This is a genomic window from Aureimonas fodinaquatilis, assembly GCF_008369445.1.
GTDB lineage: Bacteria > Pseudomonadota > Alphaproteobacteria > Rhizobiales > Rhizobiaceae > Aureimonas > Aureimonas fodinaquatilis.
The window spans coordinates 266,834-283,008 of the sequence record NZ_VTWH01000001.1 but is presented as its reverse complement, the minus strand read 5'-3'; the positions used below and the strand labels follow the sequence as shown (position 1 = coordinate 283,008).

Below are 16,175 nucleotides of genomic sequence, written 5' to 3'. Positions count from 1 at the left end.
GGGTTTGCCCTTTCACTCCTTGGGTATCTGCTGATGAAACGTGCTCCTGGCCGCAGATTTTTCCGGTTTCTTGCCATTTCCTTGTCTTTGGGCGCCTGTATTGTTGCCGTGCAGTCAGCACAGGCCAATCCCGCAGAGTGTGCGCAGGCATTTCATTCCAGCCTGTCAACGGTGAAAGACGGCCCCTACCAGACTTTGCGCGAGGTGCGGTCTGGCAAACTGCCGTCGCAACCTGTGGCCCACATCTCACATCCCGGCAAGCTCAGCATTGCAGCGCCAAAAGGTTCGGCTTCCAAAGAGCTGCAGCAGGCGCGCCAGCTGGCACGCAAAATTGCCGCGCAAGGTGGCAACACCGCCCTACCGGCCAACGCATCTTCGCGATGGGTTGCCGAACGTCTGCAGATGGAACTGGGCGATTATCTTGGGCAGGAATACACCCCTTTCATGTGCAGCGGGGTGCCAGCCTATCTGACCCTGCTGCGCAATCACGCCGCACAGGTTGCGATTTCCACCGCGCAGATTGATCTGGCGATAGCCACGTTGCAGACGGCGTTGAAGGCGCAGACCACTGCTGCGCTGGATGCCATGCGCCCACCACCACTGCCCCGCCATGCCCCTGCAGACCGGCCGGATGGGCGTTTTGCCGCGCATGAGATGGTCACAGCCCTGGATGTGGCAGACGAACCGGAAGCGACGCTGCTGACGCGTGTTGCCAACAGCAGCAGGGGAGCAGGCATTGTCAACGATGCCAAGGCCAATGAAGATCTGGCACCACGTCGCAAACCCTATCGGATCGTTATGCATGACCGGCACGATCTGGACCATCTGGCCCGGCGTCTGGTCAACACAGCGCGTCGTGCCAACATGACCAGCGTGCAGGCCGACCCGGCCGGCACCTTCGGCCTGCAAGGGGCTGTCGACTACATCGCCACAGTGGCGCCGCTCTTGCAGAACGGCGCAGGTCAGGTTCGTGATGCCCGGGCGCGTCCGGCGCTGCTGGCCGCACTTGCGGACCTGGAAATGCTGGACACGCTGATGGTGGCCAGAGATGTCAAGCCGGACCCGCTGGGCACGGCTTTTGCAGAAACATTCGACGCCATTGAACAGGCCTATGCAAAGGCATGCGATTGTGCGACCCGGCAGGCCGAGGCGTCAGAGCGTTCAAGGTGATCATCCAATCACCTTGGATGATTCTTTTCAGTGAAAGATGCTCTAACGCGTCAAGGCTGCTTCGGCCTTTTCAGCCTCGGCCGCCAATCTTTCATCGCGCAGGCGGCGAACTTCCTGCCGCTTGAAAATGATGGACGAAATCAACACGCCGGTGGTCACAACGCCAATCAATATCGTGGAGATGGCGTTGATTTCTGGGGTGACGCCCAAGCGCACCTGGCTGTAAATCCGCATTGGCAGCGTTGTTGCGCCGGGACCGGAGGTGAAGCTGGCAATGACCAGATCATCCAGAGACAGGGTGAAGGCCAGCATCCAGCCAGCCGCCACCGCCGGCCAGATCACGGGCAGGGTTACACTCAGAAATGCCTTGAGCGGGGTGCAGCCAAGATCCTGTGCGGCTTCTTCCAGTGAACGGTCAAAACTTACCAGTCGGGACTGCACGACAACTGCGACAAAGCACATGGCAAAGGTGGTATGAGCCAGAGACACGGTCCAGAAGCCACGATCGAAACCAATGGCAACAAACAGCAGCAGCAACGACAGGCCGGTGATCACCTCTGGCATGACCAGTGGCGCAAACACCATTCCGGAAAACAGCAGCCGCCCACGAAAATTGCCGTAACGCACAAGCGCAAGCGCTGCCAGAGTGCCCAGAACCGTGGCGAGGGTTGCCGACAAAAGCCCGACGCGAAGCGTGATGAAGGCGGCATCCAGAAACAGCCGGTTCCCCGCCAGCGCCGTGTACCATTTGGTTGAAAAACCGCCCCACACGGTGACGAGCTGCGAAGCGTTGAACGAATAAACAACCAGCAGCACAATGGGCAGATACAGAAACGAGAAACCCAGTACAAGCGAGACGATGTTGAACGGCGAGAGACGCGAATTCATGATGCTGATCTCGCCTGCAAGCGTTGGAAAATGACAATCGGCACAACCAGCACCAGCAACAAGAGAACCGCTACCGCAGAGGCCACGGGCCAGTCACGATTGATGAAGAATTCGTCCCACAAGACCTTGCCGATCATCAGCGTTTGAGAGCCGCCCAGAAGGTCCGGAATGACAAACTCGCCCACTGCCGGAATGAAAACGAGGAAACTGCCAGCCAGAACGCCCGGCAATGACAGTGGAAATGTAATTTTCCAGAAGGCCATGAAAGGTGGACAACCCAGATCATTGGCAGCTTCCACCAGCCGGTGGTCCATGCGCTCCAGCCCTGCGTAAATCGGCAGCACCATGAACGGCAGATATGAATAGACAATGCCGATATAGACCGCCAACTCGGTGTTCAGAATGGTCAGCGGCTGCGAAATGACGCCGGTCCAGAGCAGAAACTGGTTGAGATAGCCCTCACCCCGTAAAATGCCGATCCAGGCGTAAACCCGGATCAGAAAACTCGTCCAGAAAGGCAGGATGATGAGCATTAGCAGCACGGGCCGCAGCGCCGTCGACGATTTGGCCATGGCATAGGCCAGAGGGTAACCAATCAACAAAGCCAGAAAAGTGGAAATGAGTGCAATGCGCAGACTGGAAAGATAGGCCCTGATGTAGAGGGGATCACCCGCCAGCCAGAGGTAATTGTCCGTCGAGAAGTCGCGAACACCCTGCCAGATGCTCTGCAGATCTGACAGATCGAAGGTTGGCAGGTAAGGCGGCTGTGCAATGGCCGTTTCTGACAGCGATATTTTGAAGACGATCAGAAATGGCACCAGAAAAAGTGCCAGCAGCCAGACATAGGGAATGCCTATGACCGAACGTCTGAACCAATGGCTTTCTGAAGTGTTGTTGCCGGCCATGTTCGCCCCTTCCGCCATCAATCCTTGAGGATAACGCCGGCATCGGCGGGAAAGCTGAGCCAGACCTCTTCTTCCCAACCGATCTGCTCAGGCGCAACCCGCGCTGAATTGATGACAGTGGCGCGCACAATCGTGCCGCTTTTCAGCTTGACGTTGAACAGCGTCACATCGCCCAGATAGGCAATGTCCCAAACCACACCCTGCAGCGCGTTGACCGATGCATCCAATGGTTTGTGCCGGGAAAGCCGGACCTTCTCCGGACGGACGGCAAAAGCTGCCTTGTCACCGGGCGCCATTGCAGGGGCATGTGCAACTTCCAGAATTGCGCCCTCACTGGAAAGGCGCAATCTTTCACCGGAAGAGGTTTCGACCTCGCCTTCGAGAATGGATATATTGCCGATAAAGTCTGCCACATAGCGAGTGGCGGGCGCTTCATACATGATTGCAGGTGTGGCCACCTGCTTGATCTTACCCGATTGCATGACGGCAATCCGGTCCGACATTGTCATCGCTTCTTCCTGATCATGTGTCACGATAACAAATGTCAGGCCAAGCTCCTGTTGCAGGTCCATCAGCTCGAACTGTGTTTCTTCCCGCAGCTTTTTATCAAGCGCACCCAAAGGTTCATCCAGCAACAGAACCTTTGGCTTTTTTGCCAGCGAACGCGCCAGCGCAACACGCTGCTGCTGCCCGCCTGAAAGTTGTTGCGGCTTTCGCTTGGCGTATTGCGTCAGCTTCACCAGTTTCAGCATTTCCGCCACCCGGTCGGAAATTTCGCTGCGCGCCATGCCATCCTGTTTCAGGCCGAAGGCGATGTTCTTTTCGACACTCATATGCGGAAACAGCGCATAGGACTGGAACATCATGTTGAGCGGGCGGCGGTAAGGCGGCACGCCTTTCAGGCTTTTGCCACCCAGCCGAATATCGCCCGATGTCGGCTGTTCGAAACCGCCGAGCATCCGCAGAAGTGTAGATTTGCCGCAGCCAGATGGGCCGAGCAGCGTAAAAAACTCACGCGTGAAAATGTTCAGTGACAGATCGTCGACAGCATTGAAGTCACCAAACGTTTTGATGACATGATCAAACTCGATCAACGGCTGAGCCGAAGGATCATTCCATGGATCGAAATTGCGGCGGATATTGCCGAGTGATTTCAAAGCCGTTGCCATCGCCACCTCTAGAGCAATTCTCGTTTAAGCAGTTAAGTTTCAACGACAGGACAATGCGACAAACCAGAGAGTCAGAGCGTTTCAGGTGCCCGGAAGACCGCATATGTGAAGGACCGGATGTCAAAACCCGGCCCCTTGGTCAACCCTTTGCAGCGCCCGATTACTGGCCTGTGCGAACGGTGGTGAAAGCGCGTGTGACCAGACGCTGGGCCCGCGCATCATAAGGCAGTTTGATATACAGCTTCTCCAACGTTTCATCGGTCGGATAAACCGCAGGATCGTTGAAGATATCCTCGTCAATCAGCTCTTTCGATGCCAGATTGCCATTGGCATAAACGACATAATCCGTTGCCTTGGCGATGACTTCAGGCCGCATCATGTAGTTGATGAAGATATGAGCCTCTTCCACATGTCTGGCATCCGCCGGAATGGCGAACTGATCAAACCACATCATCGCCCCTTCCTTGGGAATGGTGTAGCCAATCTCAACGCCACCGCCAGCTTCTTCCGCCCGGTCACGCGCCTGAAAAATATCGCCGGAAAAGCCCACTGCCACGCAGATATCGCCATTGGCCAAAGCGTTGATATATTCCGACGAATGGAATTTGCGGATATATGGCCTCACCGCCAGCAACAGGTCGGTTGCTTTCTGAATATCTTCCGGTGATGCGGCATCAGGGTTTACGCCCAGATAGTTCAGCGCGGCTGGAATGATTTCGCCCGGAGAATCCAGCATGTCGATGCCGCATTTGCTGAGAACCTCTGCATATTGCGGATCAAAAACCAGAGCCCAGCTGTCCAGCGGTGCATCCGGCAGCAGTTCGGCCACCTTGTTTTTGTTATAGCCAATTGCTGTGGTTCCCCACATGTAATTGACCGAGTATTCGTTGCCCGGGTCAAACGCCTCAACACGTTCCTGGATCAACGGCCACATATTGCCAAGATTTGGCAGCTTCGATTGATCCAGCTTCTGGTAAACCCCGGCTTCAATCTGCCGAGCCATGTATTCTGCTGAAGGCACAACGACGTCGTAACCGCTACCACCCGCCAGCAGGCGAGTTTCCAGTATCTCGTTCGAATCATAGGTGTCATAGACCACCTTGATGCCGGTTTCGCGGGTGAAGTCGTCCAGTATCGAAGGCTCGATATAGTCGGACCAATTGTAGATATTGAGCTGTTTTTCCTGCGCGAGAGCACTTGTGGAAAGAAGGAGAAGGGCGGCAAATCCTGCGAAACTGCGTTGGATCAAGATAGATGACTCCCGGGTGGTACGGACGAAGATCGCGACTATTCTACAGTGTCGGCCTTTTGTGTAGGCCCAGATTCAAAAAGCCGCGTTTCCATTTTGTCGCAACATATAAACTGCATCGGGACCATATGGTGCAAGCTTGTCCTCTATAGTTTTCCCCGACATTGGTGCAAAGCCGAAACGCGACCAGAAAGGACCCGTTCCATAAACAGATATCAGGCATGTGACAGGATATGCGTCGGCCTTGCGCAACAGGTGGTCAATCACAACCCGCGCAGCCCCTGTTCCCCGCACATCGGGAGAGACGACAACATCATGGATGTAAAAGGCGTCTGGCTTTTCCGGCAGGTGGCTCAACACAATATCCAGCGGCGGCGGCTGCATCTGCATGATGGGATGCGCTACCGCGTAACCTTGCACCTGCGCATCTGGCGCAAGCACCAGACAGCCTTGCCCGTACAGCGCAATGCGATTCAAAAACACCTCTGCCCTCTCGGGCAAACCGGGGTGTACACGCGCCGCAAGATCCAGAACGCCGGGCACATCTGCCCCGGTCATCTGCCGCCACAAAGAAGCTGTCATTGAATTACCTGTGTTTCTGCCCGGCACCGTAAAACATCTTTTCCCATGCCTTGTGCGCCTTGTAACCTTCCTGAACAAAGGGCGTAAATACGGCCATGTTCAGCACCGCGCGATTGGTCAGGCTGGCTGGAAATTTCAACGGCTTCTCAAAATCAACAAACAGCACAACCCTGACGGAGTCTGAGTGATTCCATGCCTCATGCTCATAAGCATCGTCGAAAATCAGCGCCCTGCCCTCCTGCCAATGGCAGGTCTGATCATCGACACGAATGCCGATCTTGTCCGGTTGATCCGGCACGATAAGCCCAAGGTGAAAGCGCAGAACACCATTATAAGGACCGCGATGCGGCGGCAGATGCTTGCCCGGTTCGAAAATTGAAAACATGGCTGACTTCAATCCCGGAATTTTCTGCAGGATCCGCCAGGTTTCCGGGCACTGCGCGATAGCCGCATCAGATTTGATGCCATAACCGCAGAGGAAAAAGGTTTTCCAGTTGCGGTCAGACGAGATCGAACGAACCTCGGACGAAATTTCGTGAAATGCGGGCAAATCACCCTTGCGAACCAGCACCTTGTCCAGCTCGGCGCGGATGGTCTGCCATTCCGCCTCCACTTCGCCTGCCCACGGGAAATCTGCATTGTCGTAAACTGCCGGGTTTCCGGCAGCGGAATAACGAAGGTTCAGTGCTTCTGCACCATCGACCAGCTTTTGCACCGTGCGGGCAATCAGCCCGCCGCGGCTCATTGTATCTTCCAAGCCCTCTGTGCGAATTTTCTGCTTTGCTTCCGGTGCCATAAGCGTCCACTCCAATCCATAATCTTGTCGTTGAATCGTTGCCGCTTCAACGGGAAATGCGAAAACTCTTTATCTTGTCGCATTGTCCTGTCGTTGAAGCGACAACGCTTCAACGGGAAATGCAACTTTCTGTCTGTCGCATTGTCCTGTCGTTGAAGCGACAACGCTTCAACGGGAAATGCTCAGAAATCAAAGGCCGAAAGGCCACTCACCCAGCTATCCAACCCCAGTGGCCGGGTCAGCGGCGGCTCTGCCCGTGCCAGACACGCCTGCCGTTCACACACCTTGCACGCCGGGCCGATCAAAACCGGGGGTGCAGCAGCCAATGCGCCATAAACCAGCCTGTCCTTGTAGCTGACATCACACGCCAAAAGCACTGCCGTGCGCCGCGGACGTTCCGCAAAACCGGCGCGCAGCCCTTCCAGCGTGCGTGCGATCGTCAGAAATTGCCCGCCATCGGGCAGCTCAACCGTTTCCACCAGCACTCTGCCAGACTCCAGAAAGGCCGCGTGCACTGAAAGCTTTGTGCAGCCTCCTCCAAAACGCCGCGCCGGAAACCCTTGCGCACCGGCGCGGCGAAAACGGTTGCCCGCCTGATCAACCTCCATCATGAAAAAAGGAACGCCTGGGGCAGACTGCCGCTGCAATGTCGTCAGCCGGTTGGCCGCCTGCTCAAACGACACCTGGAACCGCGCCGCCAGAACATCGATATCGTAAGCATTTTTCTCTGCCGCAGATTGAAACGCCGCATAGGGCATCATCAAGGCATGCGCGCAATAGCGTGTCAGCTCAAAGCGTGCCAGCCGCCGCGCCTCCGCGCTGGAGAAGCCAAAGCTTTGCACCTCCGCCTCCAACGCGTCGGCCATATGCAGGCCCACAACCTCCATGGCAATTTCACGCAAGGCATCTGCCGGCAACAGCCGCTCGGATAGAAACAGACGGCGAGAGTGCCTGTCAAAGCGCCGGCGCCAGTTTGGCATTGTGTCCACCGGCAGAATGCGCACGGCAACTTCATGTGTCTGGCGCAGCCACAGCCGCAGCGCGCCGCGCAAATCGTCCCCGGCCGGCAATTGCGCGTGCAGCGCTTCTGCCGCACTGTCCAGCGCAGGATAGTGGTTGCCCCGGCCTTCGAACACCTCCCGCACTTCATCAATGGGCCGGCGCGAGCCAACCGACTCCGTTATTTTTCCCCGCTCGGCCAACAGCCCCGACAGGTCGGAAAGGCGCGTTTCCAGTTCTTTATATGCGCGGTAAAGCTTGATAACCCCCGTTGCGGCATTGGGAGCGGCTTCCACAACCTCCAGCACCTCCTGCGGACCGGGCACCTCGCCAACCAGCAACGGATCGGAAAACACCGCCTTCAAATCGCCAAGCATGGCCTCACGACCACCCACCTGAAATGCCGCCAGATCGACTTGATAGGTTTGTGCCAGCTTCAACAGAAGTTGCACTGTCAGCGGCCTTTGGCTTCGCTCTACAAGATTAAGGTAAGAGGGCGAAATGCCAAGCTCCGCCGCCATGGCGCTTTGCGTCAGCTTGAGTTCAGAGCGCAGGCGCCGGACACGAGGACCGGCAAAAATCTTATTGTCCGCCAAGATGTGACCGATCTTTACAGAACCAGAACTGTTACAAAATTTACATCATGACCGGGGATTTTTGTCAATTCACGCACATCTCGACGCGAAGAACCACGGGAAATGATAGTTTTTTCTGGTGAATGTTGCAGCGCATTGTCAATTTCACTCCGGAGCAAACCAGCGGATTGGCGAAACCCGCGTTCTGGAGAAAAAGACAATGACAGATTTTGACAACCTCGTCCCCAGCGCACCGAAAGGTCGTTTCGATCACGTGAAGCGCACCTATACGGCCGAGGATGTGAAACGTCTGCGTGGCTCGTTGCAGATCCGCTATACTTTGGCAGAGCATGGGGCCAACCGGTTGTGGCAGAGCCTGCATTCGGAAGATTACGTTAATGCCCTGGGCGCCATGACCGGCAATCAAGCCATGCAGATGGTGCGCGCTGGCTTGCAGGCGATCTACCTTTCCGGCTGGCAGGTTGCCGCGGATGCCAACACCGCATCGGCCATGTATCCAGACCAGTCGCTGTACCCTGCCAACGCAGCGCCGGAACTGTGCCGCCGTATCAACCGCACTTTGCAGCGGGCCGACCAGATTGAGCAGTCCGAAGGCAAGCACACGGTGGCAGACTGGTTTGCGCCAATAGTTGCCGACGCCGAAGCCGGGTTTGGCGGGCCGCTGAACGCTTTTGAAATCATGAAAGCATTCATCGAAGCAGGCGCGGCCGGCGTGCATTACGAGGACCAGCTGGCCTCGGAAAAGAAATGCGGCCATCTGGGTGGTAAAGTTCTCATTCCAACGGCGGCGCATATCCGCAACCTGACCGCGGCGCGTCTGGCAGCCGATGTCATGGGTGTGCCTTCGCTTGTTATCGCCCGCACTGATGCAGAAGCGGCAAAGCTGGTGACGTCAGATATTGATGACCGCGACAAGCCGTATGTGGATTATGAAGCGGGCCGCACGGCAGAAGGCTTCTACCGGGTGCGGAGCGGGCTGGAGCCCTGCATCTCCCGCGCACTGGCCTATGCGCCTTATGCCGACCTGATCTGGTGCGAAACCTCAAAGCCCGATCTGGATCAGGCCCGTCGTTTCGCAGAGGCGGTCAAGCGCGAATATCCGCACCAGATGCTGGCCTATAACTGTTCGCCCTCCTTCAACTGGCGCAAAAACCTGGACGAGGCAACGATTGCCAGATTCCAGCGTGAACTGGGGGCAATGGGTTACAAATTCCAGTTCATCACGCTGGCAGGTTTCCACCAGCTCAACTTCGGCATGTTCGAATTGGCACGCGGTTACAAAGAGCGGCAAATGGCAGCCTATTCCGAACTGCAGGAAGCCGAATTCGCCGCCGAGGCAACGGGTTACACCGCGACCAAGCATCAGCGCGAGGTCGGCACCGGATATTTTGACGCGGTGAGCATGGCAATCACCGGCGGCGAATCTTCGACCACAGCGATGGGAGATTCCACCGAAAGCGATCAGTTCAAACCCATTCACGAGGCAGCCGAGTAAATCCGGCCAACAGGAGGCAGGAATCATGACCCTCACATTGGAAGAAAAACGTCCGCGCACACGTGTACGCGAAAGAGCAGAAGAACAGGCAGCCAGCATGGACAGTGACCAGCAGGCCGTCATCCGGTCTTTGGCCAACGACCTGCATCGTCTGAATCAGTCGGTAATGAAGGCGGTTGAAGAGGGCTTATCGGTAGAGTTGGTCCGATCTTCCCGCCACCATTCGGGCAATGGCTGCTGGGGAGACCTGCTCGTGCCGGTGATTGTCAAAACCGAGCGGTAAGCGGCACCTGGCACAACAGCGCTTTCCCGAAGCACAGGGAAAGGATAAGATCGCCGGCATCACAGATGCCGGCGAAGGATTGTATGGCCAAACGTCCGAAGACTGCGAAATCGAAGGCGCTTGCGCCAATGCCAAAACCAAAGCGGGTAAGAGCGCCGCGCAAGGATGCAGGTGCTACGCCTCCCCCTCCGGATCCTGCGCCATTTCTGGCCTCTCGCCGCGGCGTTTCTTCCATGGACGAGGCACGCGAGTGGCTGGCGGCCCGGCACATTGATGACATTGAATGCATCACACCCGATCTGGCCGGAGTGGCGCGCGGCAAAATGATGCCGGCAAAGAAATTCACCGGAAACACTTCGCTGGCTCTGCCATCCGCGCTTTTCATGCACACGATCTCCGGCGACTACCCGGAAGAAACCGGCAATTTTCGTTACTCGCCCAATGATGGCGATTTGAAACTGGTGCCGGATTTTTCAACTCTGGCAGAAGTGCCCTGGGAATCAGACCCGACAGCCGCAGTGATTTGCGATCTGGTGGATACGTCGGGCAATGCCGTCGGATATACGCCGCGCAATGTGCTCAAGCGTGTGCTGGAACTTTATGACCAGAAAGGCTGGCAGCCGATCGTTGCACCGGAAATTGAATTCTATCTGGTGTCCAAGAATGTCGATCCGGATTATCCGCTGACGCCGCCCGTCGGTCGATCCGGCAGGCAAATTCAGGCCGGTCAAAGCTACTCCATTGGCGGCATCAACGAATTCGATGAGCTGATTGACGATATTTATCACTTCTCCGACCAGCAGGGGCTGGAGATTGACACGCTGATTCATGAAGACGGTGCAGCCCAACTGGAAATCAACCTGCGCCATGGCAATCCGATCGAGTTGGCCGATCAGGTTTTCATGTTCAAGCGCACCATCCGCGAAGCTGCGCTCAAGCACGATATCTATGCCACCTTCATGGCCAAGCCAATTCAGGGTCAGCCGGGTTCGGCCATGCATATCCACCAGTCGGTGATCGACAAGAAAACCGGCCGCAACGTCTTTTCAAAGGCCGATGGCACGCCATCGCAGCTGTTTTACCACTTCATCGGCGGCATGCAGCGTTATGTGCCTGCCGCACTGGTGATGATGGCGCCCTATGTGAACTCCTATCGCCGCCTGACCTATGGCATGAGTGCTCCGACCAACAATGCCTGGGGCTATGACAACCGCACCACGGCATTTCGCGTTCCGGCATCAGACGCAGCCGCGCGAAGGGTTGAAAACAGGCTGCCTTCATCAGACGCCAACCCTTATCTTGCGCTGGCTGCCTCACTGGCCTGTGGCTGGCTTGGCATGACACGCAAAACCGAGCCGGACCAGCCAACCGACAGGACAGTGAACGAGGATGGAATTATTTCGCTGCCACGCGGACTTCTGGAAGCGGTAGCCGCCTTTGAGGCGGAGGAAGCGTTTCAGGACGTTCTCGGCAGCGAGTTTGTCGCCACCTATGCCGGTATCAAGCGCGGGGAATTTGAAACCTTCATGCAGGTTATCAGCCCGTGGGAACGTGAGTTTTTGTTGCTCAATGTCTGATGCGCTTTACCAATCGCCCATATCACCAGGGCGCTCCTGGTATGAAGACAGCCTGATACGTCCCCGATGGCCGCAGCTTTCGGGCAGCATTTCCTGCGACGTTCTGGTGGTCGGCGGCGGTTTCACCGGTGTTTCGGCGGCAGCGCATCTGGCTATGGCCGGTGTGGATGCTGTGCTGCTGGAAGGTGCACGGCTGGGCGATGGCGCGTCCGGGCGCAATGGCGGACAAATGGGAACGGGCCAACGCCTCTGGCCGGAAGAGCTGGAGGCCAGTTTTGGTTATGAACGGGCAAAGGCGCTGTTTGATATTGCGGAAGACGCCAAGCAGCATCTTGTCGACTTTACCAATCGCCACGGCATAGAAGCAGATTTGCAGGCCGGGCAGCTTTCTGTCGCGCACAAGCGGCGTTTTTTGAAACCCTATCAGGAGCATGCCGAAATACTGGCCACGCGATTCAATTATGACAAAGTGTCATTTCATGACCGCGCGGGCATGGCGGATCTGCTGGGGTCTGACTGCTATTATGGCGGTTTGAGAGACAGTGGCACCTACCATTTGAATCCGCTGAAGCTTTTGACCGGAACAGCCGCTGTCGCAGGCAGTGCGGGCGCTCGATTGTTTGAACAGACGCCCGTAACTGCGCTCACAGAGCAAGGCGGCAGGATCGTTGCACAGACGCCCTATGGTACTGTCACGGCCGCGCGGGTGCTGGTGGCAACCAATGCCCATGGCGGCGATATTGATGCCATAGCAGCCTCGCATGTCATGCCCATCCGTTCGTTCATCGTTGCAACGGAGCCTCTTGCAGAGCCGCACCGCATTATTCCCGGCAATGAATCGGTAGACGATTCTCGCTTCGTGGTGCGCTATTTTCGCAAATCTCCCGACAATTGCCTGCTGTTTGGCGGGCGCGAAGCCTATATGCCGGAAACGGGTAACATTGGCGCAACCATTCTCAAGCAGATTCGCGACATCTATCCGCACCTGAAAGATGTCGGCTTCACCCATGCCTGGGGTGGTTCGGTGGGCATAACCATGACACGCATGCCCTATGTTTCTGCCACACGCTCCGGCATCACTTATATTGGCGGCTTTTCCGGCCATGGGGTCATGCTGTCCAATTTTTTTGGTCGGCTCTATGCTGAAACGGTCACCGGCGGCCCAAACCGGTTGCAGGTCTTGCAGGATCTGGACATACCGGCGTTTCCAGGCGGCCAATGGTTGCGCACTCCCCTTCTGTTTCTGGCGATGACCTGGTTTGCCCTGCGCGATCGCATTTAAGGTTGAATTTTCGGCTGCATCGTAACACTTTGTAAATGGGTTATGGCACTGAGGGGGCATCACCGTGGAGACTTTGCCGGAGGGGCAGGAATTCACCGGATTGCGCGGGCTGGTTGTCGAGGACAATCTGGCAATCCTGCTCGATACAGAGCAGTTGATGCTGGAAAGCGGTATGGCCGCAGTTTTTACTGCTGCCAATGTTGCTCAGGCCATTCAGATCATCGAAAACACAGCCATTGATATTGCGCTTCTGGATATCAATCTTGGCGCTGAAACCTCGTTCGCCCTGGTTCCATCTTTGACCCAGCGCAGGATCCCGTTCGTCTTCGCCTCGGGATATGGTGAAGATGCGGACCTGCCCGTGGAAGCGCGCTCAGCCCCGACCATACGCAAACCCTATGCCTCTCAGGATTTGATCAACGCATTGCGTGCCGCGCTTTGATTGCGTTGAACTATTGATCAGCGAACGATTGATTTTGATCAAAGCGAAGGTTTGGAACCTTCGCTAACCTAAACTCAGGATCGTCGTTTTTCGCCATTTTGGCACCAATCAGTGGTCCAGTTTTTGTTGCTGGAGACCAAATCTTGATCGCCCACCCCTTCTATATGAAATCCAGGCAAGCCGGCGATACCGGTACCCGGACAAGCATATTCAGGAATAACATGCAGAACCGCGGCGACAGTGCCGTAACAGACGACAGGGTTGTGGATGACGGTTTGCCAAGAAGCTGCCGCTTCTGCACCACCCGCACCGGATTGTGCCGGACCTTGAACCGCAGCCAGTTGCGCCACATGACAGAAACCGCCGTGCGCCGGCGTATGGAAAGCGGCTGCGAGTTGACGTCGGTCAATGCGGGTGAGCATTTTGCCTTGATCCACTCCGGAATTGTGCGTCTTTCAAAACTGCTGCGCGATGGGCGGCAGCAGATTGTCGCATTGCGCAGCAATCCCGACATGATTGGCCAGCCCTATTTCTATGAAGCGGAACTGTCATTTCGCGCCGTTACCGATGTGGAAATATGCCTTGTACCGCGAATGGTCATGGAAAATCTGATTGAAGAAAATCGTGCGCTGGAACGGTTTCTCTATTGCCGTGCGCTGGAAGAAATCAATGAAGCGCGCGATTTGCTGCTGGCGCTCGGGCGCAAATCCTCCCGGGAGCGCGTTGCCACCTTCATTCTGCACATTGCCGGGCTGGCAAAGGCATATCCGCTGCACAGCGGAGAGCTTGAACTGCCTCTGAGCCGCTCTGAAATCGCCGATTTTCTGGGTCTGACGCTTGAAACAGTGAGCCGACAGTTCAGTGCCTTCAAACGCGAAGGCATATTGGAAATCACCAATGCGCGGCGGCTTGTGGTGCTGGATGCCAAGCGCCTGCACATGGCAGCAAGCACCTGAAAACAATCGGAAAATGATGCGGTTTTGCGGCAGCCTTGCGGCGGGGCGATGCAACTCACCAAACCGATCACAAAATCTCACGTCCAATTGATCCATATCAAAGCGTGCTGCCGAAAACCGGCCTACAGCATCGAAGCAGTACCACGGGGACTGACGTCATGGAGCTTCTACAGCCAGCGATTCTGTTTTGCATCGCGCTTGCATCGGTAAGCGCCGCTGCTTTCGCAAAAGATGCCCAATTTGCCTTTCATGCCGGCATGATTGCCGTTCTGGCTGTGGCATTCGCATTCTGGAGAATACGCAACACCGACTATTCACAGGTGCGCACGGCAACCGCGCCGACACCGCAATCCGGTTACGCAGATGATGTTATCCGATTCGGCGTAGCGGCTACGGTTGTCTGGGGCATTGTGGGCTTTCTGGTCGGTCTGGTCATCGCATTGCAGCTGGCCTTTCCGCAGCTGAACTTCGAGCCGATGCTGACATTCAGCCGGCTGCGCCCGCTGCACACCTCGGCCGTTATTTTTGCCTTTGGCGGCACTGCGCTGATTTCAACATCCTTCTATGTGGTGCAGCGTACAACCGGTGCACGGTTGTTCGGCGAAAAGCTGCCATGGTTCGTCATGCTGGGCTATCAGCTGTTCATTCTGCTGGCGGCTACCGGCTATTTGATGGGGCAGACGCAAAGCAAGGAATATGCCGAACCGGAATGGTATATCGACATCTGGCTGACCATTGTCTGGGTGGCTTATCTGATCGTGTTTCTTGGCACGATATTGCGGCGCAAGGAGCCGCATATTTACGTGGCCAACTGGTTCTACCTTGCCTTCATCATCACCATTGCCATGCTGCACATTGTCAACAATCTGGCGATGCCCGTGTCTTTCCTTGGCTCCAAAAGCTATTCGCTTTTCTCCGGTGTCCAGGATGCGCTGGTGCAATGGTGGTATGGCCACAACGCAGTCGGCTTTTTCCTGACTGCCGGTTTCCTGGGCATGATGTATTACTTCCTGCCCAAACAGGTCGAGCGCCCGATCTATTCCTACCGCCTGTCGATCGTGCACTTCTGGTCGCTGATCTTCATGTATATCTGGGCCGGCCCGCACCATCTGCACTACACCGCTTTGCCCGACTGGGCACAAACACTGGGCATGGTGTTTTCCATCATGCTGTGGATGCCTTCCTGGGGCGGCATGATCAACGGTCTGATGACGCTGTCGGGCGCATGGGACAAGTTGCGCACCGACCCGGTGCTGCGGATGATGGTGATTGCCATCGCATTTTACGGCATGTCCACCTTTGAAGGACCGGTCATGTCCATCAAGGCGGTCAATTCGCTGTCGCATTACACCGACTGGACAATTGGCCACGTGCATTCCGGTGCACTGGGCTGGAATGGCATGATCACGTTTGGCGCAATCTACTTTCTGGTGCCGCGCCTGTGGAACCGCGACTCTCTCTACTCGCTGCGTCTGGTGAACTGGCATTTCTGGCTCGCCACCATCGGCATAGTGCTCTACGCCGCATCCATGTGGGTGTCCGGCATCATGCAGGGCCTGATGTGGCGCGAATATGATAGCGAAGGCTATCTGGTCTACTCCTTTGTCGAGACGGTCGCACCGCTGAACCCCTTCTACATCATCCGTGCAGGGGGTGGGCTGCTCTACCTCGCTGGTGGATTGCTGATGGCCTACAATGTGTGGCGCACCATACGCGGTCCGGCAGCCAGCCGGGCCACCAGTGCCACACCTCTCCAGCCCGCCGAATAACCCAGATATCAGGGAAC

15 protein-coding genes are annotated in these 16,175 nt (G+C 56.4%); 8 read left to right on the top strand and 7 right to left on the bottom strand.

Features of this window, described 5'->3' with window-relative positions:
• Positions 1-33 precede the first annotated feature (33 nt).
• Entirely contained in the window at positions 34-1,170 is a 1,137-nt protein-coding gene (locus FPY71_RS01420; RefSeq protein ID WP_149296907.1) for a hypothetical protein, read from the top strand.
• Between the two features lie 42 nt (positions 1,171-1,212).
• On the opposite strand, the gene FPY71_RS01415 is transcribed toward FPY71_RS01420, so the two are convergent.
• From FPY71_RS01415 to FPY71_RS01385, 7 genes are all read right to left on the bottom strand, one after another.
• The gene (locus tag FPY71_RS01415) at positions 1,213-2,058 is read right to left on the bottom strand and encodes an ABC transporter permease subunit (RefSeq protein ID WP_149296905.1); all 846 of its coding nucleotides are present in this window, start codon (positions 2,056-2,058) and stop codon (positions 1,213-1,215) included.
• A complete protein-coding gene (locus FPY71_RS01410) occupies positions 2,055-2,963 on the bottom strand; it encodes an ABC transporter permease subunit (RefSeq protein WP_149296903.1) in 909 nt (302 codons plus the stop codon). The genes FPY71_RS01415 and FPY71_RS01410 overlap by 4 nt, the downstream gene beginning before the upstream one ends.
• Positions 2,964-2,980: 17 nt before the next feature.
• Positions 2,981-4,132, bottom strand: a complete 1,152-nt coding sequence (locus tag FPY71_RS01405) for an ABC transporter ATP-binding protein (protein WP_149296901.1) — start codon at positions 4,130-4,132, stop codon at positions 2,981-2,983.
• A 160-nt stretch (positions 4,133-4,292) separates the two neighbouring features.
• Positions 4,293-5,414 (bottom strand): polyamine ABC transporter substrate-binding protein, encoded by a 1,122-nt coding sequence (locus tag FPY71_RS01400; protein ID WP_425457863.1) that lies wholly within the window; start codon positions 5,412-5,414, stop codon positions 4,293-4,295.
• Positions 5,415-5,456: 42 nt separating this feature from the next.
• Positions 5,457-5,963: a GNAT family N-acetyltransferase gene (locus FPY71_RS01395; protein WP_149296896.1), complete on the bottom strand. Its 507-nt coding sequence runs from the start codon at positions 5,961-5,963 to the stop codon at positions 5,457-5,459.
• A 4-nt stretch (positions 5,964-5,967) separates the two neighbouring features.
• The gene (locus tag FPY71_RS01390) at positions 5,968-6,759 is read right to left on the bottom strand and encodes an aspartyl/asparaginyl beta-hydroxylase domain-containing protein (protein ID WP_149296894.1); all 792 of its coding nucleotides are present in this window, start codon (positions 6,757-6,759) and stop codon (positions 5,968-5,970) included.
• 182 nt (positions 6,760-6,941) lie between these two features.
• Entirely contained in the window at positions 6,942-8,354 is a 1,413-nt protein-coding gene (locus tag FPY71_RS01385) for a helix-turn-helix domain-containing protein (RefSeq protein ID WP_149296891.1), read from the bottom strand.
• A 199-nt stretch (positions 8,355-8,553) separates the two neighbouring features.
• On the opposite strand from FPY71_RS01385, the gene aceA reads away from it, so the two are divergent.
• The 7 genes from aceA (at position 8,554) to ccoN (ending at position 16,158) form a co-directional block, all read left to right on the top strand.
• Entirely contained in the window at positions 8,554-9,849 is a 1,296-nt protein-coding gene (gene aceA / locus FPY71_RS01380; RefSeq protein WP_149296889.1) for an isocitrate lyase, read from the top strand.
• Positions 9,850-9,874: 25 nt separating this feature from the next.
• A complete protein-coding gene (locus FPY71_RS01375) occupies positions 9,875-10,132 on the top strand; it encodes an SMc00767 family acetate metabolism repressor (protein WP_149296887.1) in 258 nt (85 codons plus the stop codon).
• 128 nt (positions 10,133-10,260) lie between these two features.
• The gene (locus tag FPY71_RS01370) at positions 10,261-11,709 is read left to right on the top strand and encodes a glutamine synthetase family protein (protein WP_149296885.1); all 1,449 of its coding nucleotides are present in this window, start codon (positions 10,261-10,263) and stop codon (positions 11,707-11,709) included.
• The gene (locus FPY71_RS01365) at positions 11,702-12,991 is read left to right on the top strand and encodes an NAD(P)/FAD-dependent oxidoreductase (protein WP_149296883.1); all 1,290 of its coding nucleotides are present in this window, start codon (positions 11,702-11,704) and stop codon (positions 12,989-12,991) included. The genes FPY71_RS01370 and FPY71_RS01365 overlap by 8 nt, the downstream gene beginning before the upstream one ends.
• 64 nt (positions 12,992-13,055) lie before the next feature.
• Positions 13,056-13,433, top strand: coding sequence for a response regulator (locus tag FPY71_RS01360; RefSeq protein ID WP_188052169.1), 378 nt, complete (start codon positions 13,056-13,058; stop codon positions 13,431-13,433).
• Between the two features lie 221 nt (positions 13,434-13,654).
• The gene (locus tag FPY71_RS01355) at positions 13,655-14,389 is read left to right on the top strand and encodes a Crp/Fnr family transcriptional regulator (protein WP_188052168.1); all 735 of its coding nucleotides are present in this window, start codon (positions 13,655-13,657) and stop codon (positions 14,387-14,389) included.
• Between the two features lie 158 nt (positions 14,390-14,547).
• The gene (gene ccoN / locus FPY71_RS01350; protein WP_149296877.1) at positions 14,548-16,158 is read left to right on the top strand and encodes a cytochrome-c oxidase, cbb3-type subunit I; all 1,611 of its coding nucleotides are present in this window, start codon (positions 14,548-14,550) and stop codon (positions 16,156-16,158) included.
• The last annotated feature ends 17 nt before the right edge of the window (positions 16,159-16,175 follow it).